The 22730-nt window shown below is 59.5% G+C and carries 16 protein-coding genes, 4 tRNA genes and 2 pseudogenes; 10 read left to right on the top strand and 12 right to left on the bottom strand.

Going from position 1 to position 22730, the window contains the following annotated elements; translation table 11 throughout:
- Positions 1 to 34 precede the first annotated feature (34 nt).
- The 3 genes from PY649_RS06525 to PY649_RS06515 all read right to left on the bottom strand — a co-directional run bounded on the left by PY649_RS06525 (position 35) and on the right by PY649_RS06515 (position 1332).
- Positions 35 to 111: transfer RNA gene (locus PY649_RS06525), tRNA-Pro, on the bottom strand.
- Positions 112 to 242: 131 nt separating this feature from the next.
- A complete protein-coding gene (locus PY649_RS06520) occupies positions 243 to 752 on the bottom strand; it encodes a DUF192 domain-containing protein (RefSeq protein ID WP_285867388.1) in 510 nt (169 codons plus the stop codon).
- 1 nt (position 753) lies between these two features.
- Positions 754 to 1332 (bottom strand): cold-shock protein, encoded by a 579-nt coding sequence (locus PY649_RS06515; protein WP_028753855.1) that lies wholly within the window; start codon positions 1330 to 1332, stop codon positions 754 to 756.
- Between the two features lie 197 nt (positions 1333 to 1529).
- Between PY649_RS06515 and PY649_RS06510 the strand changes: the two genes are divergently transcribed.
- The 3 genes from PY649_RS06510 (at position 1530) to PY649_RS06500 (ending at position 3216) form a co-directional block, all read left to right on the top strand.
- A complete protein-coding gene (locus PY649_RS06510; RefSeq protein WP_285867387.1) occupies positions 1530 to 1970 on the top strand; it encodes a VOC family protein in 441 nt (146 codons plus the stop codon).
- 264 nt (positions 1971 to 2234) lie between these two features.
- A complete protein-coding gene (locus PY649_RS06505) occupies positions 2235 to 2984 on the top strand; it encodes a hypothetical protein (protein WP_285867386.1) in 750 nt (249 codons plus the stop codon).
- A gap of 157 nt (positions 2985 to 3141) precedes the next feature.
- Positions 3142 to 3216, top strand: a tRNA-Glu gene (locus PY649_RS06500).
- Between the two features lie 223 nt (positions 3217 to 3439).
- Here the strand turns inward: PY649_RS06500 and PY649_RS06495 are convergent.
- Complete coding sequence (locus tag PY649_RS06495) at positions 3440 to 4633, bottom strand: M14 family metallopeptidase (RefSeq protein ID WP_285867385.1); 1194 nt, start codon at positions 4631 to 4633, stop codon at positions 3440 to 3442.
- Positions 4634 to 4965: 332 nt separating this feature from the next.
- Between PY649_RS06495 and PY649_RS06490 the strand changes: the two genes are divergently transcribed.
- Both PY649_RS06490 and PY649_RS06485 read left to right on the top strand, forming a co-directional pair.
- Positions 4966 to 5040: transfer RNA gene (locus tag PY649_RS06490), tRNA-Glu, on the top strand.
- Positions 5041 to 5159: 119 nt separating this feature from the next.
- A tRNA-Glu gene (locus tag PY649_RS06485) sits at positions 5160 to 5234 on the top strand.
- Between the two features lie 61 nt (positions 5235 to 5295).
- Here the strand turns inward: PY649_RS06485 and recJ are convergent.
- From recJ to PY649_RS06465, 4 genes are all read right to left on the bottom strand, one after another.
- Positions 5296 to 7101: a single-stranded-DNA-specific exonuclease RecJ gene (recJ, locus tag PY649_RS06480; protein WP_285867384.1), complete on the bottom strand. Its 1806-nt coding sequence runs from the start codon at positions 7099 to 7101 to the stop codon at positions 5296 to 5298.
- A 58-nt stretch (positions 7102 to 7159) separates the two neighbouring features.
- Positions 7160 to 8479 (bottom strand): homoserine dehydrogenase, encoded by a 1320-nt coding sequence (locus PY649_RS06475; protein ID WP_285867383.1) that lies wholly within the window; start codon positions 8477 to 8479, stop codon positions 7160 to 7162.
- Between the two features lie 60 nt (positions 8480 to 8539).
- Positions 8540 to 9760, bottom strand: coding sequence for an LL-diaminopimelate aminotransferase (locus PY649_RS06470; protein WP_285867382.1), 1221 nt, complete (start codon positions 9758 to 9760; stop codon positions 8540 to 8542).
- 222 nt (positions 9761 to 9982) lie between these two features.
- Positions 9983 to 10444: a hypothetical protein gene (locus tag PY649_RS06465; RefSeq protein ID WP_285867381.1), complete on the bottom strand. Its 462-nt coding sequence runs from the start codon at positions 10442 to 10444 to the stop codon at positions 9983 to 9985.
- A gap of 157 nt (positions 10445 to 10601) precedes the next feature.
- Here PY649_RS06465 and phaC point away from each other — a divergent pair, with 157 nt between their 5' ends.
- Genes phaC through radC form a run of 4 tightly spaced genes read left to right on the top strand, consistent with a single transcriptional unit; the run spans position 10602 to position 14906 of the window.
- Positions 10602 to 12449 carry a class I poly(R)-hydroxyalkanoic acid synthase gene (gene phaC / locus PY649_RS06460; protein WP_285867380.1) on the top strand — a complete coding sequence of 616 codons (1848 nt, stop codon included), beginning with the start codon at positions 10602 to 10604 and terminating at the stop codon, positions 12447 to 12449.
- Positions 12450 to 12462: 13 nt separating this feature from the next.
- Complete coding sequence (sfsA, locus tag PY649_RS06455) at positions 12463 to 13212, top strand: DNA/RNA nuclease SfsA (protein ID WP_285867379.1); 750 nt, start codon at positions 12463 to 12465, stop codon at positions 13210 to 13212.
- Between the two features lie 2 nt (positions 13213 to 13214).
- Positions 13215 to 14051: a type I methionyl aminopeptidase gene (map, locus tag PY649_RS06450; protein ID WP_285867377.1), complete on the top strand. Its 837-nt coding sequence runs from the start codon at positions 13215 to 13217 to the stop codon at positions 14049 to 14051.
- Positions 14052 to 14054: 3 nt separating this feature from the next.
- Positions 14055 to 14906, top strand: a complete 852-nt coding sequence (gene radC, locus PY649_RS06445) for a RadC family protein (protein WP_285867376.1) — start codon at positions 14055 to 14057, stop codon at positions 14904 to 14906.
- A 979-nt stretch (positions 14907 to 15885) separates the two neighbouring features.
- Here the strand turns inward: radC and PY649_RS06440 are convergent.
- The 4 genes and pseudogenes from PY649_RS06440 to PY649_RS06425 form a co-directional block, all read right to left on the bottom strand.
- Positions 15886 to 16872, bottom strand: a pseudogene (locus PY649_RS06440) (IS1595 family transposase); the annotation flags it as partial.
- Positions 16873 to 17102: 230 nt separating this feature from the next.
- The gene (locus PY649_RS06435; protein ID WP_285867374.1) at positions 17103 to 18215 is read right to left on the bottom strand and encodes an ABC transporter permease; all 1113 of its coding nucleotides are present in this window, start codon (positions 18213 to 18215) and stop codon (positions 17103 to 17105) included.
- 2 nt (positions 18216 to 18217) lie between these two features.
- Entirely contained in the window at positions 18218 to 20992 is a 2775-nt protein-coding gene (rbbA, locus tag PY649_RS06430) for a ribosome-associated ATPase/putative transporter RbbA (RefSeq protein ID WP_285867373.1), read from the bottom strand.
- Positions 20989 to 22047: an HlyD family secretion protein gene (locus tag PY649_RS06425; RefSeq protein ID WP_285867371.1), complete on the bottom strand. Its 1059-nt coding sequence runs from the start codon at positions 22045 to 22047 to the stop codon at positions 20989 to 20991. Before PY649_RS06425 ends, rbbA begins: the two co-directional genes overlap by 4 nt.
- A 478-nt stretch (positions 22048 to 22525) precedes the next feature.
- On the opposite strand from PY649_RS06425, the pseudogene PY649_RS06420 reads away from it, so the two are divergent.
- Positions 22526 to 22657 (top strand): annotated as a pseudogene (locus PY649_RS06420) (JAB domain-containing protein); the annotation flags it as partial.
- Between the last annotated feature and the right edge of the window lie 73 nt (positions 22658 to 22730).

Genomic DNA, 22730 nt, shown 5'->3' with positions numbered 1-22730 from the left:
TTGGAAAAACGCAACCATTTCAACACGATATCTATGGTCGGAGTGGAGAGATTCGAACTCCCGACCCTCTGGTCCCAAACCAGATGCGCTACCAGACTGCGCTACACTCCGTGCCCGTAGGCCATAATCCCCCTTAGGAGATCGTGTTGCTCCGCTTTGCAGAACGAGTGCGGAGATACACGGTTCATCTCCACGCTGCAACAGCTAAAATGGCGTCGAAGTGCTGATCCCCGACGAAAAATCTACTTGGCGAGCTTGGCGGAAATGGTGGGGCTGGTCACCTTGTCGCCGACGGCAAGGCCGAGTTTCTTGACCGCACCGGCGTTCAGCTCGATGACGTAAGCCACCGCCCCTTCGGAGCTGATGATCGCTTCCGAATAAGGTACGGCGTTTTCCTGAACGTGCGTAATGACGCCACTCCTGTCCAAAAAGAGCATGTCGAGCGGCAGCACGGTATTCTTCATCCACATCATGACAGGGCGCGGCTCACCGAAATCGAAGAGCATGCCGTGATCGGCCGGCATGCTCTTGCGATACATCAGGCCGAGCTCGAGCTGCGGCTCGGTCAACGCCAATTCAACAGTGAATTTGTGCGTCGCGCCCTTGGCCGTCTGGATCGACAACTGTTCCGAATTGAACGCCATCGATTTCTCGCTGGTCGCTTGCGCTGCAATGGCGGGAGCGGATGCTCCGACAAGAAAAAGCGCCACGACGGCGCTCTTCAAAACGACAGAAAACGTAACACTTGTCATGTCAATGCGGCCGCGTCACCGGGCTCGGCGCATCCGGATGGATTTCCGCAGCCATCAGTCCCTTCTCACCCGGCCCGAAGCGGACAAGCACCACCTGCCCTGGCCGCAGCTCCGCCAGACCGAAACGACGCAAGGTTTCCATATGCACGAAGATGTCCTCCGTGCCCTCGCCGCGTGTCAGGAAGCCGAATCCCTTGGTGCGGTTGAACCACTTGACCAAGGCGCGCTCCAGGCCGCTCGTGGCCGTCACCTGGACATGCGTACGTACCGGCGGCATCTGCGACGGATGTACGGCGGTCGACTGATCCATCGAGAGGATCTTGAAAGCCTGATAGCCGCGTTCGCGACGCTGAATCAGGGCAACGATACGTGTTCCCTCGAGTATGGTCTGGTAACCATCACGACGCAGGCATGTCACATGCAGCAGCACGTCCTGCATCCCGTTGTCCGGAACGATGAAGCCAAAACCCTTGGCGACGTCGAACCATTTGACGACGCCGGAGATTTCGATGAGCTCGACGGCTTCGCCCGACATCTCTCCGAAGTCGACGATTCCCTTCGATGAAATTCTATCACCCATCTTAGCCAGCCCTCGATTACGCGTCACACTGTTACGGTTAACTGATTCCTTGAAATCAAGATTAACATCTTGGTAACGGAAAAGCGCAAGTCCTAGTTTTCGTTTATTCCCATCCGCAGATTATTGCGCCAAGTCTTGCCTGAAGCTGGTGTCTCGTTTCATGATCGTCTTAGCCCAAACATTAGAGAGGAAATAGAATGCGTTATCTCCACACCATGGTCCGCGTTACCGATCTCGACGCCTCGCTGCACTTTTATAGCACTCTATTCGGCCTCACTGAAACCCGTCGCTACGAAAACGAGAAAGGCCGTTTCACACTCGTTTTCCTTGCTGCTAGCGAAGATGTAGACGCGTCGCGAAGCCGCGGCGCCCCCAGTCTGGAACTCACCTACAACTGGGACCCTGAAGAGTATACCGGAGGACGCAACTTCGGTCACCTCGCCTATGAGGTCGATGACATCTACGCAATCTGCCAGAAACTTATGGACAATGGCATTACAATCAACCGCCCGCCCCGCGATGGTCACATGGCTTTCGTGCGGTCTCCGGACGGCATTTCCATTGAGATCCTGCAGAAGGGCGCCGATCTTGCTCCGGCCGAGCCCTGGGCTTCGTTGCCCAATACTGGCGCCTGGTAGACGCTAGCTTTCGCGAGGCTTACGGCACGCGCGGAGCCATCGGTTTCGCGCTTGCCGGTCATACCCGCTCTCCGGCATGCTTGGACGACTCGAAGCATCATGCATCGGATTTCGTGCGGTCATCGTTCCCAGTCTGCGCCGCGCGTCATCATCGTCCCTCGCAAGAGGCCGTTCCGGTGCCAATTTTTCAGCGGGGAACGTCCTTTGTGCGATCTGCCAATTTTATCCGTCAATAAAAAGCTTGCAAGCGCTATTGCCGTCGCCATGTCATTTGTAATGCTCGCTGGCTGCGCGACGACGGGCGACAAGCCGAAACAAGCGGCCGAGGTCGCGCCGCAACCGAGTGCAGCCGAACAGCTTGCGGACGCCCTTAACACCAAAGCCGAGGCGAAGCGCCAAAAGGGGGAGGTCGCCTATCGCGATCCGATGGTCCACAGCCTGCATCGCGCCCAGCCGCAGATGGTTGCCCAGCAGACGGGCAGTCAATCCTACTTCCCCGCGGCTCCGGCCGGCGCCCCGCCTGTTGCCACCGACGCGCCGGCGGGCATTGCCGGCCTGGTGACCCAGCCGACGGCGGTCAACGCCAATAGAAGCAGCATCTATTCGACGCCAGCGCCGATTGCCGTCAATCCTGATGGTACGCTGGCCAACACGCAGCCGGATGCCGGACAACCGCAGGGACCCTCCCCGATCATGCGCAGCGTCTACAGCATGCCACCTAGCGCGATGCAAAATGTCACGCCACAGCCAAGCAGTGGCGGCATGCCCGTCGACCAAACGTCCCAGGCGGTGATCCCTCCGCCTGTCATCCGCAACGCCGCCTATGCATCGGGAAGCCCGATGAAGCCGACCGCCGACGCCACGCCCTCGAAAATCATGCCTGCCCGCGGCTCCAATACCCGGAAAATCGACAGCAAGGAGGCATTGATGCTGGCCCATATCGTAGCGTCAAAGGGCCAGGGCCAAGATGCCAAGCCGCTGCTGACACAGGCGCAAAGCGGAGCGGGTCTGTAAGACGGCCCTCTCCGCAAATTCCTGCAACATCCTGTTAAGGCAGGTTTATTCAAGTTTCGCCGCGACGTTATGCTTCTGTCATTTTTTCCAAGAAAAAACGAAATAGGCGCTTGCGGTAATGAAATCACCCCGCTATAAGCGCGCCACACAACAGCACGCGCCCTTCGTCTATCGGTTAGGACGACAGATTTTCATTCTGTAAAGAGGGGTTCGACTCCCCTAGGGCGTGCCACTGTTCCACCACCCCAGCACAATACTCGGCACTGGACACGGGGTTCGCTATCGGCCCTACGCAGAAACTCGCTTGTCGCCAGCCGAACTGACGACAATGATCCGAGATTGTTGAAAAAGTCCGATGCATGGCAAGGCAAGTATCGGCGAGAGAATCCGGTTTCCCGGCAACGCAGCCGTGAGTGGCCACAGCCGCATCACCAGCCTCGCGGTCGATACGGCGGCTACTCGGGATAAACCTGGACGTCCTCCGACTTCGGCTTGTTGAAAAGGATAAATACCAAGGGGTTGCCGGGCTCTGACATTGCATCGCTGCGCTGGCCCGTTATCTCTCCGGACACGCCGCTTGTATATTCCGCAATCACCTCGCCGAAGCTATTGCGCTGGATGGCAACCTTTTGCCCGGCCCCGACCTTGTCGTTGAGTTTGACCAGATGCTCGACGAGCCCGCCCGCAGTGGCCAGGATCGGGAACGCGCTGTTGCCGACAAAAACGGTCACGTCCTTGCCTGTACGACCCATTGGCCCGGCAACGATGCCGTGATGCTTGAAAACGTTCATCGTGCCTTCCACGAAGAGCGGGATCATCTCGAGGTCTAAGACGCGCGCAGCGCCGATTTCCGGCGTGAAGGACGGGATGCCCACGTCCATAAACGCGTTGTGCAGGACACCGGGATATACATGATTGTCGAAGATCTGGCCGACGGGATACAGTTCTATCATCGCTTTGACTTCGGGCACATCCATGCCGCCAATATTGAAAGCGGTCACTTCAAACCCTGTTGTCCCGGTGTGGAAGTCGATAGAGAAGTCGGCGTTCGGCCGCAGCAGCCGGTTGAACAGAAGCCCGGCGTGTCGGCTGGGTGCGGTGGCGCCGTTCTCGTTCCCGGGCCACTCGCGATTCATATCGATCAGATCGATGCCTCTGCCCTGGTTGGGCCATCTGCGCTGCATGCCTTCCAGGGCCGGGCTGGACACATCCGTGACTGCCATCACGGTCCCCGACATCTGCGCCGGGTCGAGCTCGCTCATCACGGCATGAACCGTATGTATGGAACTCATCTCGTCGCCATGCACGCCGCTGGTCAGGACGCCGCGCTTGCCTGGTTTTGCTCCCTTGGCGACCGTCACCGACACATACCAGTGCTGTCCGGTCGGCATCTCAACACCCTGGAAATACAAAAAGTGCTTCTTGCCAGGCTCCAGATCGTTAACGTCGAGCGCGCTAACGACCTTTTTGCCGTCGATAACATCGCCAGTATAAACCGTTCCTGATGACGGATTGGCAGCTGGTGTCGCGGCGTCCTCAGCATTTGCCGCACCAGCGGTGACGGCGAGCGCGGCTGCGGCGCCGACCGTGGCGATGGATGCTTTTAGCAAATCGCGGCGATCGATACCTTTTGGAGACTTGTCCGGCATGATGGGGTCCTTATGGTTGTGAAAGGCAACATTCATGCGACGGCACGGCATGCGCATCGGTCGCATATTCCCGCGTGCGCTAAAATACGGATATGCTGCTGAAAACGCAAGGTTGCATAATTTCCACGAGAGCGATGCCGGGGTTTGGGATCTTGCGGCGTTGTTGGCGGTGCAGGCAGAACCGCAGCCCGAAAATTGGCAGCGATAACAGTTATATGCAACTTCGCAGTTCATCTCGTCCGGTGCGGCTGTTCTTCCTCTCTGGTGACAAATGATCCAGCTTCCGCTTGCGGCGACTTTGCGCTATTCCTATATGACCGCAAGCGCAGCCTGCGCCCTTCGTCTATCGGTTAGGACGACAGATTCTCATTCTGTAAAGAGGGGTTCGACTCCCCTAGGGCGTACCAATCAAACCGGCCTCGACGTTTTCCACAATTGCCTCGAAAAATCCGCCTCTACCCGTAGATTTTTCTCGATTTTCCGCTTGCGGGAACAAAAGGTGCTGACTATAAGGGCGCCACAGCACGCGCCCTTCGTCTATCGGTTAGGACGACAGATTTTCATTCTGTAAAGAGGGGTTCGACTCCCCTAGGGCGTGCCACTGCTTCCCTTCCCTAAGAGTTTGATTCTTTATCGTTAAAGCGATGGTTTCGGTGCGCAGGTCACGGCGCCTTGGCCGCATCCATGACGCGCAACTGGACACGCCTTGCGCCCTGCCAATGATCGGCGCCAAGCGTCCCGGCGATGTGGATTTGTGATCCCCGAGAGGAGAGCAGGAGTTCACCGAGGGGCGTTTCAACGGCGCGGAAGGCGATGCCGTCGAGACGGCCGCCGTCCTGGGCCTCCAGGGTGATCTTGATATGGGATTGGCCAACAAGGCGCGAATCGCGCAGGCGGTGGCTTGGAAGAGCAAAGATCGGCTGCGGATGGCCGGAGCCATAGGGGCCGGCGGTTTCGAGTTGGTCGACCAGCTCTACCGTCGCGCCGCCGGCGCCGAGCGCGCCGTCGATCTTCAGCGTTTCATTGGCGACGAGGCCCGCGACCTGTCTCTCCGCCTTCTCTGTGAAGAAGGCCCGGAGTTTGCCGAGATTGGCGCGTTCCACGGTCAAGCCCGCCGCCATGGCATGACCGCCGCCTTTGACGAGCAGGCCGGCATCGACGGCGGCGCGCACCATGCGGCCCATGTCGAAACCGTTGATGGAGCGACCGGAGCCGGTGCCTCGCCCCATTGAATCGAAAGCGATAGCAAAAGTCGGACGACGGAACTTGTCCTTCAGCCGCGAGGCGATCAGGCCGACAATGCCGGGATGCCAGTTCTCCCGCGCCGTGACGATGACGGAGGCTCCGTCTCCGTTGCCATATTCGGCCAGCGCTTCGGCTTCCGCTTCCTGAAGCATGGCGGCTTCCATCGCTTGGCGCTCGCGGTTGAGCTCGTCCAGCCTCTCCGCGATCGTCTCGGCCTCGGAGGCAACTTCCAAGGTCAGCAACCGGGCGCCGAGCGCGGCATCGCCAATACGCCCACCGGCATTGATGCGCGGGCCGATCATGAAACCGAAATGATAGGGCGTCACCGGGCCGGCGAGCCCCGCCTTGCGAAACAAGGCTGCAAGACCGGGATTGCCTTGATGGCGGGCGGCGATCAGGCCCTTGACGACGTAAGCGCGGTTCAGCCCCTTCAGCGGCACGACATCACAGACTGTCGCGAGCGCGACGATATCGAGCCAGGCAAGCAGGTCGATAGCGCGCACCCGGGCATCGCCCGCCTGGCGCAATAGCCGCAGGGCCGCGACCAGGACGAGGAAAACAACGCCGGCCGCGCAGATATGCCCCTGCCCCGACAGATCGTCCTCGCGGTTCGGATTGACCAGCGCGTGGCAATGCGGCAGCTCGTGCGCGACCTGGTGATGATCGATGACAACAACGTCGATGTTTCGCGCTCTTGCCGCCTCCAGCGCTTCGAAGCTGGTGGAACCGCAATCGACGGTGACGATCAGCGTCGCGCCATTGTCGATGAGCTGGTTGATGGCGGCAGGATTCGGGCCGTAGCCTTCGAAAATGCGGTCTGGAATATAGATGCTGGCGGGCACGCCGAAATGAGTGAGAAAGCGGTAGAGCAGCGCCGAGGAGGCCGCTCCGTCGACATCATAGTCACCAAAGATGGCAACGGTTTCGCCCGCCTTGATGGCACGTAGCAGCCGCTGCGCGGCCTTCTCACAGTCCGTCAGCAAGTGCGGATCGGGCATCAGACTGCGAATGGTTGGGTCAAGGAAGGCCATGGCCTCATCGAGCCCTACGCCACGGCCGGCAAGGACCCGGGCGATCAGATCCGGCAGGCCATGGGTCTGGGCGATAGCGAGCGCCCGATTCTGACCGGCCTGGTCGAGCCGGGAAATCCAGCGATTACCGGAGACGGAGCGCTCGACGCCCAGAAATGCCCGCTGCACAGGATCTGCCGGCTGTTCCACCATCTCTCCCAGAATTGGACGGTCCGTTCCGCTTTACCGGAACGGGCCCCTATCGTCGGAATTATTCCTTTGGCCGCTCGATGCGGATCACCTGCGGTTCCCCGACGAGATAACCCTCGGTCTTGATCGACGCGACCGCCTTGCGCACCGAGTCCTCCGTCGTGGCGTGGGTGACGAGGATGATCGTTTGATGATGGGCCGGCGCCAGGTGCTGCGTCGCGCGCTGGACGATCGATTCCAGCGAAATGTGGTTTTCCGCCATGCGGGTTGCGACACTGGCGAAAACGCCGGTGCGGTCAAGAACGGTCAGGCGGATGAAATAGCCGCCTTCGTGGCTCTGCATCTGCGCCTTGCGGTAAGGTTCCAGCGCCTTGGCAGGGTGACCGAGTACCGGCACGCGCTGCGCACCCGGCTGGCTCTTGGCGATGTCGGCGATATCACCGAGCACAGAGGAAGCCGTGGCGTTGCCACCGGCGCCAGGACCGACCATCAGCAGTTCGCCGAGAATGTCCGATTCGATCGCAACAGCATTGGTGACACCGTCAACCTGGGCGATGACTGATTCGAGCGGCACCATCGTCGGATGTACGCGCTGTTCAATGCCGGTCTCGGTGCGCTGGGCGACGCCGAGCAGCTTGATGCGATAACCAAGCTCGGCAGCGGCACGGATATCCTCGATGGAGATATTGGTGATCCCCTCGAGATAGATGTCGTCGGCCGCGATACGGTTGCCGAAGGCAAGCGTCGTCAGGATGGCGAGCTTGTGGGCCGTATCGTTGCCCTCGATGTCGAAGGCAGGATCGGCCTCGGCGTAACCGAGACGCTGGGCTTCCCTCAGGCAATCGGCAAAGGACAGGCCCTCTTTCTCCATCCGGGTCAGGATGTAGTTGCAGGTGCCGTTCATGATGCCGTAGACGCGCGAGATCGTGTTGCCGGTCAAGGATTCACGCAGCGCCTTGATGACAGGAATACCGCCGGCGACTGCTGCTTCGAAGTTGAGAAGCGCGCCCTTCTCCTCGGCGATCTCAGCCAATTCGACACCGTGATAGGCAAGCAGCGCCTTATTGGCGGTGACCACATGCAGGCCACGCGCAAGGGCCGCACGCACGGCCGCATTGGCCGCGCCTTCAGCACCGCCGATCAGTTCGACGAAGACGTCGATGTCGGCCTTTTGCGCCAGATCGACGGGGCCGCCGAACCATTCGATGCCGGCAAGGTCGATGCCGCGATCCTTGGTACGATCACGAGCGGTAACGGCGACAATCCGGACGGGGCGGCCGCAGGTAACGGCAAGCTCGTTGGCGCGGCTCTGAATGATGCGGACAAGCGAGGCACCAACGGTGCCCAAGCCCGCAATGCCGATTTTGAGGGCATCTGCCATGGATAATTCCTGATCTATGTCTTGGAACACGGCAGCCGCAAAAACGGCTGCCGTGAAAAATTACGAGCGGTGGGCGTTCAGTGAAATCACATTATGCATGGTCTCATCCGCGGTGGAGAGGAAGCGCTTCAAATTGCGCGCCGCCTGGCGGATGCGATGCTCATTCTCGACGAGCGCGATACGAACATAATCGTCGCCCTGCTCGCCGAAACCGATGCCGGGCGCCACTGCGATGTCGGCCTTCTCGACCAGAAGCTTCGAGAACTCCAGCGAACCGAGATGGCGGAATTTTTCCGGGATCTTGGCCCAGGCGAACATAGTCGCTGCCGGCGGCGGTACATCGAAGCCGGCCTTGCCGAAGCTTTCGACCAGCACGTCGCGGCGACGCTTATAGATGTTGCGGACTTCCGCAATATCGGAGCCGTCGCCGTTCAACGCATGCGTCGCCGCCACCTGGATCGGCGTGAAGGCACCGTAATCCAGGTAGGATTTGACGCGCGTCAACGCCGCGATCAGGCGCTCGTTGCCAACGGCGAAGCCCATGCGCCAGCCGGGCATGGAGAAGGTCTTCGACATCGAGGTGAACTCGACGGTAACATCCATCGCGCCCGGAATTTCCAGGACCGACGGCGGCGGGTCGTCGTTGAAGTAGATTTCAGAATAGGCGAGATCCGACAGCACGATGATGTCGTGCTTCTTCGCGAAGGCAATGACTTCCTTGTAGAAATCCAGTGTCGCGACATAGGCCGTCGGGTTGGACGGGTAATTCAGAATCAGCGCCAACGGCTTCGGGATCGAATGGCGCACGGCCCGCTCCAGCGGCGGGAAGAAACTGTCGTCCGGCTCGACCTGCATCGAGCGGATGACGCCGCCGGCCATCAGAAAACCGAAGGCATGGATCGGATAGGTCGGGTTCGGGCAAAGGATGACGTCGCCCGGCGCCGTGATTGCCTGCGCCATGTTGGCGAAGCCTTCCTTGGAGCCGAGGGTGGCGACCACCTGCGTATCCGGATTGAGCTTGACGCCGAAGCGTCGGGCGTAATAGGCGGCCTGCGCGCGGCGCAGCCCCGGAATGCCCTTGGACGAGGAATAACGATGCGTGCGTGGATCCTGAACCACCTCGCACAGTTTGTCGACGATTGCCTTGGGGGTCGGAAGGTCCGGATTGCCCATGCCGAGGTCGATAATGTCCGCCCCGCCCGCTCGCGCGCTCGCTTTCAAACGATTGACCTGTTCGAAAACGTAGGGCGGCAAACGCCGGACTTTATGAAACTCTTCCATTTCTTTCCCCATGGGACAGCGGCCCTCACAACCGCAATGAAGTTCGTCAATCTCCGGTGAGCCGCGATACGAACTCCGGAATCGCGGCGCCGCAACTACAATGACGCGAAGGATACGGTGAATCTTTGGCGGTTACTGACGCAAAGCGCTTTCAACCCAGGAAGACACATCGAAATTCAGCCTGTCTGAACGCTTTGCGTCCAAATCGCCTGAAACGCAAGGCTAATTCTGCGTTTGAACGGGCGGCTGGCCGGTCGGCGGGCTCTCTTGGTGAATTTGCGACAGCGTGTCCTGGCCGTGCTCGGCCGCGAGCTTGCGCATTTCGGCGACGCGTTTCTGATATTCGGCCTCCGAAATCGTGCCGTCTTTGCGCTGCGTACCGAGCGCCGTCAGTTGCTTGACGAGATCAGCCGCCTGTTGATCGTTGATCTGGACATTCGCTGCCGTCGGAGGAGCGTTGAAGGACGGATAACCGTCCTTGTAGTGCTGCTGCGTGTTGCCTTCATCGACCGGCTTGCCTTGAGCGGATTTGACGACCACCGCCTGCGGCGGCTGTTGTCTCTTTGCAAAAGCTGCTTTTTCTTCAGGTGTCGAGCAGCCGGCAAGCGCCAGTGCAATAATGCCGTACAAAGCACCGCAAAGTACGGAATACCGGTTGAGTCTTGCCACCATGCCGCCGCCCATATTGTCGTCCTGCCTGTTCCTTGCCGTGGGTTGCGACTGTTAAATTTGTCGCAGCGTCAACGCAAGAGCAGGGTTGCGTTTCATTCGACTTGTATTCCTTTTCCGCCAAGATGTACAAATGGAAAACAAAAGAGAGCTGCCGCCGGGAGGATGATGCGTGACCGACAGCAAGCGGGATAAAAGTGAAGGCAACGGCACCTTTCCCGGCTTCGATCCGAAGTCGGTCGAGGCTTACATTGTCAAAGACCCCGAGGCGATGGCCGTGAACTTTGCCCGCGCGCTGGAAAATCTCGGCAAGGCGGCATCTGCCTGGCTCGCACCGCGGGAGCGCGGCGAGAAGATCGACACCGTCGCCGATCCGGTAACCGACATAGTGAAGACGCTCTCCAAGGTCGGCGAATACTGGCTTTCCGATCCGCGCCGGACATTGGAAGCGCAGACCTACCTGCTATCCGGCTATTTCGGCCTGTGGACAAAAACCATGCAGCGTCTCAGCGGCGATTCGGCTGCCGAGCCCGAGGCCGAGCCGGTGAAAGACAGGCGCTTCGCCGACGAGGACTGGCAAAAGAATCCGTTCTTCGATTTCCTGCGCCAAACCTATCTCCTGACCTCGGGTTGGGCGGAGAAGCTGGTCACTGATGCCGAAGGGTTGGACGAGCACACGCGCCACAAGGCCACCTTCTACACCAAACAGATCACGGCGGCACTGTCGCCGGCCAATTTCGTTGCCACCAACCCGCAGCTCTACCGCGAGACCGTCGCTTCCAACGCGGAAAACCTGGTGCGCGGCATGAAGATGTTCGCCGAGGACATCAGCGCCGGCCGCGGCGAATTGCGGTTGCGCCAGACCGACATGACGAAATTCGCCGTCGGACGAGACATGGCGCTGACCCCCGGCAAGGTGATCGCGCAGAGCGACGTCTGCCAGGTCATTCAATATGAGGCGGCAACGGACAAGGTTTTGAAACGACCGTTGCTGATCTGCCCGCCGTGGATCAACAAATTCTACATTCTCGACCTCAACCCGCAGAAATCCTTCATAAAATGGTGTGTCGAACAGGGGCACACCGTCTTCGTCATCTCCTGGGTGAACCCGGATAAGCGCCATGCGGCCAAGGATTGGACGTCCTATGCCCGTGAAGGCATCGATTTCGCGCTTGACACGATCGAGAAGGCGACGGGCGAAAAGGAGGTCAATGCCGTTGGCTATTGCGTCGGCGGCACGCTGCTGGCAGCGACACTTGCTCTGCATGCCAAGGAAAAGAACAAGCGCATCCGCACGGCTACTTTCCTGACGACGCAAGTCGATTTCACCTTTGCCGGCGATCTCAAGGTCTTCGTCGACGAGGAGCAGATCCAGGCGCTGGAAGAGCAGATGAAGGCGCTCGGCTATCTCGAGGGTTCGAAGATGGCGACAGCCTTCAACATGCTGCGCGCTTCGGAGCTGATCTGGCCCTACTTCATCAACAGCTATCTGAAGGGCCAGGAACCCCTGCCCTTCGACTTGTTGTTCTGGAACGCCGATTCCACTCGAATGGCCGCGGCCAACCATTCGTTTTATCTGCGCAATTGCTATCTCGACAACGCGCTCAGCCAGGGCAAGATGATGCTCGACGGCAAAAAGCTGTCGCTGAAGGACGTCAAGATACCGGTCTACAATCTGGCGACCCGCGAGGACCATATCGCGCCGGCCAAATCCGTCTTCGTCGGCAGCCAGTTCTTCGGCGGCCCGGTAGAATTCGTGGTCACGGGGTCCGGCCATATCGCCGGCGTCGTCAACCCTCCCGACAAGCACAAATACCAGTTCTGGACCGGCGGCCCTGTCAAGGGCGACTATGGTCAATGGCTGGTGGAGGCCAAAGAGACCCCCGGCTCGTGGTGGCCCCACTGGCATGAGTGGATCAAAAGCCACAACAGTCGCGTGGCTCCCGCCCGCAAGCCCGGCGGCGCGGCGCTGAACGCCCTAGAGGAAGCACCGGGCAGCTTCGTCATGGAGCGCGCCTGAGCGGCGATCATCCATGCTATTCAATCCGCCCCTCGTTCCCGCACGGCTGATCGCCCGCTACAAGCGCTTCCTCTTCGATGCCGAACTGGAAAGCGGGGAGATCATCACCGGCTCCTGTCCGAATACGGGCTCGATGCAGGGGCTGACAGCACCGGGTTCACGCATCTGGCTTTCCGAACACGACGGTACGAAGCGCAAATATCGTCACGTCTTCGAGTTGATCGAGGCTGACGGCACCACGGTCGGGGTCAACACTGCGATGCCGAACCGGCTGGCGGCGGAGGCGATTGCGCTTAGCCAGGTTTCCGATCTCGGCGATTACACGACCGTGCGCCGCGAGCAGAATTACGGCCGCAATTCCCGTATCGACCTGCTCTTGACCGACCCCTTGCGGACAACCACCTATGTCGAAGTCAAGAATGTGCACTTCATGCGCCAGCGGGGTCTTGCCGAATTTCCCGATACGGTCACTGCCCGTGGCGCCAAGCATCTGGAAGAACTGGGCGACATGGCGGAAGCTGGACACCGTGCTGTCATGCTGTTCGTGATCCAGCGGCACGATTGCCAACGCTTTCGCGTCTGTGCCGATCTCGATACGGCTTATGCCGCGGCCTTCGGGCGAGCTTTGAAACGCGGCGTCGAAGTCTATGCTCTGAAATGCAGGGTTTCGCCAAAGGAAATAACGCCCACAGGGTTGATCCCGATAGACGAACCCGGCATAGCTGCATTAAATACTAGTATAAAGATTTCTGCTGAAGGCTGATCATGGTGAATTACATCGAAGCGGCAACGGCGCCGTCGAAAAATACCGGCGCCATCCGCCTCTACGGGTCGGATGCTTTCGCAGGAATGCGCAAGGCGTGCCAGTTGACCGCCCGTTGCCTCGACGAACTGGCTGATATCGTCGCGCCCGGTGTACCCACGGACACCATCGATCGCTTCGTCTTCGAATACGGCATGGATCACGGCGCCTACCCTGCGACGCTGAACTATCGCGGCTACATGAAATCCTCCTGCACCTCGATCAACCACGTCGTCTGCCACGGTATCCCCAACGACAAGCCGCTGCGCGAAGGCGATATCGTCAACATCGACGTCACCTATGTGCTCGACGGCTGGCACGGCGATTCCAGCCGCATGTATCCTGTCGGCGAGATCAAGCGTTCAGCAGAACGGCTGCTGGAAGTGACCTATGAATCGCTGATGCGCGGCATCGCCGCCGTGCGTCCCGGTGCTCGGACCGGAGCCATCGGCGAAGCGATCCAGACCTATGCCGAAGCGGAGCGCTGCTCCGTCGTGCGGGACTTCTGCGGCCACGGGGTCGGCAGCCTGTTCCACGATTCGCCGAACATCCTGCATTACGGCCGCGCCAGCGAAGGCCCCGAACTGCGCGAAGGCATGATCTTCACGATCGAGCCGATGATCAACCTCGGAAGACCGCATGTGAAAGTGCTTGGCGACGGCTGGACGGCGGTCACGCGCGACCGCTCGCTGTCGGCGCAATATGAACATACCGTCGGCGTAACCGCTACGGGCTGCGAGATCTTCACCCTGTCGCCCGGCGGTCTCGACCGTCCCGGCCTGCCGCCGATGCAGGGGTAATTCATGGCGAAACGCCCCGCTTCTTCCTCCGGACATGGCGACATGCCCATCGATAGCGGCGGGGCGACGGATGGTCTAGAAGACGCTTCGCTTTTCGACGAACGGCTGTTTTTCGCCCATCAGCCCGCCAAGACCGCACTACGCGACAGACCGGCAAAATCGCCGAGCACGCCGGCCAACGCCGAGGTTCACTATCACGGCCACAGGGAGCGCCTGCGCAATCGCTACCGCGATAGCGGCGATGCGGCGCTTGCCGATTACGAAATCCTCGAACTGCTGCTCTTTCGACTGATCCCCCGCCGTGACACCAAGCCGATCGCAAAGGCGCTGCTTGCCCGTTTTGGCACGCTCGGCGGAGTCTTCGGCGCGCCGGCCAACCTGCTGCAGGAAATCAGCGGCGTCGGCGAAGCGGTAGCTCTCGATCTGAAGCTGGTAGCGAGCGTCGCGCAACGCATGCTGAAAAGCGAGATCACGGGCAAACCGGTGCTCTCCTCGTGGAAAGCGCTGATCGATTATTGCCATTCCGCCATGGCGCACGAGACGCGCGAACAGTTCCGCCTCCTATTTCTCGACAAGCGCAATGCCCTGATCGCCGACGAAGTGCAGGGTTTAGGCACGGTCGACCATACGCCGGTCTATCCGCGCGAAGTGGTCAGACGAGCGCTTGAGCTCTCAGCGACTGCCGTGATCCTCGTGCACAATCATCCCTCCGGGGATCCCACTCCCTCGCGCGCCGATATTGAAATGACGAAGACGATCATCGACACCGCCCGCCCTTTGGGCATCACCGTTCACGATCATATTATCATCGGCAAGAACGGCCACGTCAGCTTCAGGGCGCTGCGGCTCGTTTAAATTAATGGCTTATCCCGTTCGCACAGGTAGACGCTTCTAATAGCGTTTCGAGGGGAAGGAAGTTCCATTCTCCAAATAGAGGAAAGAGGCCCCTCCAGGCCGGCGGGTGAAATAACAACGAGTTTGGACCAGGCCAGATTCGCTGCGCTATGTCACGTCGAGCCGTCGCCGTGGCCGACTGATCCACAAATGATTTCGGAGTTAGGTAGCAAACACCACCTGCGCAGGGGCAGCATTCGGCCCGAAGCGGACGCGGATCAAATCCGAAAGCCTCACACGGGACCCAACCATGAAACTGGCGTGTACATCAGCCACGGGGTTGAACGGTGATTAGTCTGAATAAGGATAAGCACGACAACAAGTGGGAACCCTATGAGGGCTATCCTGACGAGCACGCGCTTAGGAATTTCATCGACCGACTTGTAGCGATTTGGCCCCACTGCGAGTATGTAAACCAACACCATCCCCCCGGCGAGGATGGCAATGCTGAGATAGTCACCAATGTCCAAAGCCTGATGCATATCACTCGATATTCCATCGTATTGCTCAACCCATGGGCGTACTCTAGCTAGATTCATTGATGACTGCAATTGACGCGACGCGGCTGCCCCATACGTTTGGTGGAGATCGGTAGCTTCTACGTCAGTTCGGTTGTCTTCCGTCGGGTTCCGGCTAACTTCGAGCCGATGGGTACATGGCGAAGATAGCCTTTGACGATTTCCTCGGGAGCAAGGCTCGGCGGATGAACATATCGCCTAGTACCACGCTCCTCGCCCGGACGCCTCGGCGGAAGTGCCGAACGTCTCGGCTTCTTTCGGCCGTACCGCCACCGCTTCTCCTCACGTCTGATTTCGGCGAGCGCGTCGAAGATGTCGCAGTCGTTCTCAACGGCGCACTCCTTCGCGTGGTCCAATCGGTCCGGGCGGACCATGTTGAGAATCTGATCCTCGTGGCCGTATTTCCATTGGCTGGTGTCACCGACGACGTCGCGCCAGGTTGCCCGGCCGATCCTGTGACCGATGCCGAGGATAGTGTCGACGTTCGTCTGGAAGTGCCGTCTTCGGTTCCAGCGAAAGACGAACTCGTTGGCGTAGATGTCGACATGCTTGTCGCGGACGCCGTGGTAGGTCCCGTAGCTCCATCTCTTGAAGTTGGCGAAGAGCCGATGCACCCACGGCAGCACCTCATGGGCTGGTGGAGCGTCGACCGCGCTTAGGTTGATCGCCTGGTGGCCGCGATCCGGCAAGCGCCGGTAGGCGGTGTTCCCGTCCGTGACGAGCAGGCTGCCGAGGACGGTATTGTCCCGGATGAAGCCGTGCAAGCTTTCCCGATTGATGTTCACGATACGCCGCAGGCGGCATCGCGCCGGATATTTCCCGTTTTCCACCTCGACGGCACCGATCATGAAAATCTTGCCGATGGGGCTGCGCCCCTGACCACCGCCTTCGGGCTCGTCCCTGCGGCGGAAGGGCACGCTCGTCTCGTCGATCTCTATGATGCCGCGCAGCGGACGCCTGTCCGGATCGACCATCGCCCGGCGGAGCTTGTGAAGCAGAAGCCAGACGGTCTTGTAGCTGCCGAGACCCAGCTTCGGCTGGAGCTGCAGGGCGGACATTCCGTTGGAGTGGGTCGCGAGGAGGTAGGCGGCCAGAAACCAGACTGGTAGTGGAAGATGCGTGCCGTGCATCACTGTCCCGGCGATGAGCGATGTCTGATGACGGCAGCCGGTCGTGGTTCGTCCCCCGTCGTCCGCAACGGCGACACCCTGGCATTCCCAGACCCAAGGGCGAGCCTCAAGTCGCCATGCCCGGTTCCCGCTGCAACGTGGGCATCGAAAGCTGTCCTTCCAGCGCTTCTTCGCCAGATACTCCGCACAGGCGTAGTCGTCGGCGAAGTCCGAGATGAACTTCTTCAGCGATGGCGGCTTGTCGTTCGCCCAGCGTGTCGGAAAGAGGCTCTCGCTCATGCCCTTCATTTATCGGAGAAGGAGAGATGTGTCATTTTGCAACGCTAGATGTGGTTAACACCTGTGCGAACGGGATAAGCCATTTAAATTATTCCACTAGGCACAAGAAAATACATTAACATATAATCATATTATCCTGTTTAAGTGACATTTTCCTGTGCGAATAGACTGACGGCGAGAGCGCAGCACCGACCAGATTGGTCACGCCGCCATGCGATAGGGAGAACTGCCTATCGCAAAAACTGCCGAAAACGTCGCAGGGAAAAATAGAACAATATCGCCCCGATCACCACCAGAGCGATGAACTGGGGCCAAACCACCGAAAGACCTGCTCCCCGGAAAAGGACCGACTGGGCGAGGATCACGAAGTGCGTGTTGGGGGCTGCGAGCATGATGTACTGGATGATCTCCGGCATACTTTCGCGCGGCGTCATGCTACCCGAGAGCACCTGCAACGGTAGCAGCACCAGCATCAGCAGCAGGCCGAATTGCGGCATGGAGCCCGCAACCGTCGCAAGGAAAATGCCCATACAGGTGGTAGCAAAGACCTGGAGTGCTGTTGCACCCAAGAAAAGCGCGATAGATCCTTCGATGGGTATGTTCAGCAATCGCTGCACGACGACCGTCAGGGCAAAAGTGGTGGCGATCAATACGACCAGCCCCATCGACCAGATTTTGCTCACCATGATTTCGACGGGCGTCACCGGCATCACCAGGAGATGTTCAATCGTGCCATGTTCGCGCTCGCGAATTAGTGCTGCCCCCGTCAGAATGATCGACAGCATGGTGATCGAGGTGATTACGTTGGATATGGGCATGAACCATCCCTTCTCGAGCTGCGGATTGAACCGCGCCCTGAGAACGAGATCGATCGCCGCGTTCGGCGCCGCCCGGTAGCGGTTCACGAATTCACTGACTTCGCCGGATACGATCGATTGCACGTAGCCGCCGCCGGTGAAGGCCTGCGACATGCGCGTCGCGTCTATGTTGAGCTGTATCGTCGGAGATCGGCCGGCAAGCAGATCCCGCTGGAAATTGGGGGGAATATTAAGGGCGAAGGTGTCTAAGCCGGTATCCATGCGGCTGTCCATTTCGGATCGCGAGATCAATGGCGGCACAATGAAATAGGGAGGATAGAAAGCCGTGATGATGCGTGACGACGCCGGCGAATGATCCTCGTCGACGATGGAAAGCGCCGCGTTGTTCAGGGTCTCCGGCGTGGCATTCGAGGCCGTGTATACCGACAGCGAAAATGCATAGACGATGAGAACGAGCAACATGGGATCGCGCGCGAGCCCGCGCAGTTCCTTGATGCCGAGATGAAAGACATTGGCGATGCGCATGCTCAGCCCGCCTGTTTCTTGAGGAAAGCCGCTCCAAAGCCGAGCAGGACGGGGATGGCGATAATCAGTGGCACGAAGGATCCCGCAAGATCGCCGAAATCGAGTGCCTTCGAGAAGGAGCCGCGGGAAATTGTCACGAAATAGGTCGTCGGGAAGATGTTACCTATGAAAGCCCCGAACCCATGGAGCGATGACACGGGATCGATCAGCCCAGAATACTGCACTGCGGGAACGACCGTGATAAGCGCGGTACCGAAGATTGCGGCAATCTGGCTGTTGACGAATGTCGAGATCGCCAACCCCATGCTCGTGGTTACGATCACATAGAGCAGCGCCGCCGTGCCGAAAACCAGAAAACTGCCGGTGAACGGTACGCGGAAGATGAAAATCGCAAAGCCGGTCAGCAGGATCACATTGAATGCCGCAAGCAGCACATAGGGGATCTGTTTGCCCAGCAGGAATTCGATCCGCGTCACCGGAGTGACATAGAAATTGATGATCGAACCGAGCTCCTTCTCCCGAACGACGCTGAGCACGGCAAGCATGGACGGTATCATCAGAAGCAGGATCGGGATGATCGCCGGCACGATAGCGACAAGGCTGCGGACATCCGGATTGTATCGATAGCGGATCGCAAGCTGGAAATCGCCGATGGTCGCCGCCTCGCCGTAGCGCTGTCTCGTTTTCTGCGTCAGCCAGGCAGAGTGCACGCCTTGCACGTAGCCGCGCACGGTTTCAGCGCGGGTCGGCATCGCGCCGTCGATCCATGCGCTGATCTCGGCACGGTTGCCCCGCGCGACGTCCCGGCCAAATCCAGGAGGAATTTCGATCGCAAGGCTGAGCTCGCCGTTGCGCATGCGCCTGTCCATGTCGTCATAGTCGGTGATCGGCGGCCTTTCGTTAAAATAGCGCGATCCTGAGATCTGCAGTGCGTATTCGCGACTGATGCCGGTGTCGTCCCTGTCGAGGACGGCAAAACTGAGATTCTCGACGTCCATGTTGATTCCGTAGCCGATCACCAGCATCAGGATGAGACTGCCGACGAGGGCAAGCGTCGCCCGGATCGGATCGCGTTGCAGCTCGAGCGCTTCCCTGTTGCTGTAGGCGAACATCCGGCGAGGGTCGAAGAACCGCTGGGTGCGTTCCAGCACTCCCGCAGCGCTGCTGGTTGCTTCCACCACCGAAATGACTTCGCCTTCTCTGGCAGCTTCCTTTTCGCCGATGGCCTCCTCGAGATAAGCGACGAACGCCTCCTCGAGAGTGGCCGCGGCCCGTTTTTCCATGATCGCCGCCGGCGTGTCGCTGACAAGGACCTTGCCCGCATGCATGAAGGAGATCCGGTCGCAAAGAGCCGCTTCGTTCATGAAATGCGTCGAAACGAAGATGGTCACGTTGTCGGTGCGGGAAAGGCCGGAAAGAATCTCCCAGAAATTGTCACGGGCGACCGGATCCACACCCGAGGTAGGTTCGTCGAGGATCAGGATTTCGGGTGAATGCACCATGGCAACGGCAAGGGAAAGTCGCTGGCGAATGCCAAGCGGCAGCGCCTCCGGCATGGCATCCATCGAGCCCGCCAGATCGAATCGCTCTGCCATGGACCTGACCCTGGCGGGTATCGCAGCCGACGCCATTCCGAAAAGGCGGGCGTGCAGCTCCAGATTCTGCTGCACGGTCAATTCGGTGTAGAGTGAAAAGGCCTGCGACATATAGCCGACGCGGCGGCGGATCTCGATGTCATTGGGATCGACATCTTTACCGAAGAGGCGCGCCGTTCCTTCGCTCGCCGGCAGAAGTCCAGTCAGCATCTTCATGGTCGTGGTCTTTCCGCAGCCGTTTGAGCCGAGAAAGCCGAAGATTTCGCCGCGCAGGATTCGGAAGCTCACATTGTCGACGGCGGTGAAATTGCCGAACCGCATGGTCAGGTGTTCCGCCTCGATGGCAATTTCGCCGTCCGCCTCTGCCGATCGCGGCGGAATGACAATTTCCGTGTGGCCCGCACGCTTTTCTTCCGGCAGCAACGCGATGAAAGCCGCGTCAAGATTGGGCGCGCCGGTCCTACGGAGAATCTCGTCTGCGGTGTCGGTCGCAAGAACGTTGCCGGCATCCATCGCCACCAGCCAGTCGAAGCGGGCGGCCTCCTCCATATAGGCTGTGGAAACGATAACGCTCATGCCGGCGCGGCCGAGGCGTATCTCGTCTATCAGTTCCCAGAATTGTCGGCGCGACAGGGGGTCGACGCCGGTCGTCGGCTCATCGAGGATCAGCAGATCGGGGTCATGAATCAGAGCGCAGCAAAGGCCGAGCTTCTGTTTCATGCCGCCGGAGAGCTTGCCGGCCGGTCGATCCACGAACGGCGCAAGGCCCGTGCCTTTGAGCAGCCCCGCGATGCGTCTGTCGCGCTCCTCCTTGTCCTGGCCAAACAGACGGCCAAAGAAATCGACATTCTCGAAGACCGAAAGCGTCGGATAAAGATTTTTGCCCAGGCCCTGCGGCATATAGGCGATACGCGGCGAAACCAGGCGGCGGTGAACGGCGTTTCCGATATCACCGCCGAGCACATTGATGCGGCCCTCCTGCAGCGCCCGGGCGCCGGCGATGAGGGAAAGAAGGCTCGATTTGCCAACCCCATCCGGCCCGATCAAGCCCACCATGCATCCCGACGGAATATCGAGGGTGATCCCGTCTAGGGCGCGGGTCTTGCCGTAGGATAGGCCTACGCCTTCGAGCCTCGCGACATGCGCGGAAGACGGCGCCTCTTCGCTCACCCGATCGGTCATTGCGCGAGATTCCCGAGGCTTTCCGGCCATTCGACCGCCTGGTCGATTTTGACATAGGCCGTGCCCGGCAGTCCTGTCTTGACCAGTTCCATGTGTCTTTGAAGCAATTCAGGAGCAATTCTCGCCTTGACGCGGAACATGAGCTTTTGGCGCTCATCCTGCGTCTCCACGGTCTTTGGAGTAAACTGCGCCACGCTGGAGACAAATGTCACCCTGGCCGGTACGGCGTACTGGGGAAAGGCATCGAGCACGATGCGAACCTCCGCCCCGATGGGCACGCGCCCGGCCTGTTCGGTCGGCAGGAAGAAGGTCATGTAGACCTCGCCGAGATCAACGAAATTGAGCACCCGCCCGCCCGCAGACAACACTTCGCCCGGCTGAGCAACGCGGTACTGTACGCGGCCGGCGCGCGGTGATTTGAGCGTGCTGTCATTGATGTCGGCGTCGATGCTTTCGATTGCGGCCTCGGCGGCTTCCACCGCCGCCTCCGCATCCACTACCTGTGCATGCGCCGAACCGACGGACGCCTCGGACGCCGCCACCTGTGCCTTGGCTGCAGCCAGCGCTGCCTGCGCGCTATGGGAGGCTGCCCGATCATCGTCCAGGACCTGTTGCGAAATCGTGCTTGAACCGACGAGTCGCTCTGACCGGCTCACTCTTATCACAGCGGAATCAAGTTCGGCCTGCCGCTGCGCGGCAACAGAAACGGCCGCTTCCTGCTCCGCTTCCCGCTGCTTGACGAGGCTGTTCGCGGTGCCGACAGCAATCTTGGCGCGGCGCAATTCAGCTTCCGCCTGACGGCGATGTGCCCTCAGTTGCTCGGTGTCCATAAGCGCTAGCTCCTGGCCCCGTTGGACAAAATCACCTTCATTCACCAGAATATCCGCGATCCTTCCTGCCGTTCTTGCCGCTATGTCTATTTCAACAGCCTCGATCCTGCCATTGCCGCTGGCCATGCCCGCCGGCAAGCCGGTATTGTGGAGTCTGATGAAAGCGTAAGCGGCGCCCGCCACCACCAGGATCAGCGCAACTATGATCAAGCCCTTTCGTGTCATGGAGCAATTCCCTCACCGTAGATTCTTCGCAATAGAGGGCCGCCCACGAAGAGCGCAGTGGTCACCGCGCTTGCCTTCGGTGGATCGAAATATACTGGGATGCTTCCGACCATCTCGACCACGCCGGTCAACTCCTGCCAGATGAAGCCGTTTGGTTCCTTGACTGGCAGCAAATACCCAACCGCAGGTCCGCACCAACGCGAGAAGCTATCCCCATTTGATTGCAGGAATTCGGCGCGATGGGGGAATCCATACCTCGGTGGGGTCATTCATTCAGCTGAAACTTGCCCGCGGCGGACGCTACGCAGCTACCGAAACGTCGGCCTCACACCATATCGGCTCGGCCGGCTCGGACATAAGACAGCGTAAAATCTGCAAAAATTTATATTTGGGGGGCGCGGCAGACAATAGCCGGGAATCTCAAATCTGGGCGCGGCATCTCTTTTTGACGCGCGCAACCACCCTTCGGTGATGTTTTCCCTCGTGCACCGATATCGAACTGACGAAGACGATCATAGACACGGCCCGCCCCCTGGGCATCTCCGTTCAAGATCACATTATCTTCGGCAAGGGCGGCCACGTGACCTTCAGGGCGCTGAGGCTGGTTTGAACCGCGTCTTCGAGATAGATTGATCCGTTAGAATATTAATATATCTAATTGTTTTTATTTATATTCTTCAATC

Source organism: Rhizobium mayense, assembly GCF_030272705.1.
Lineage (GTDB): Bacteria > Pseudomonadota > Alphaproteobacteria > Rhizobiales > Rhizobiaceae > Rhizobium > Rhizobium mayense.
Note: the sequence above shows the minus strand (reverse complement) of the source record. Positions and strands in the feature narration are given on the sequence as shown.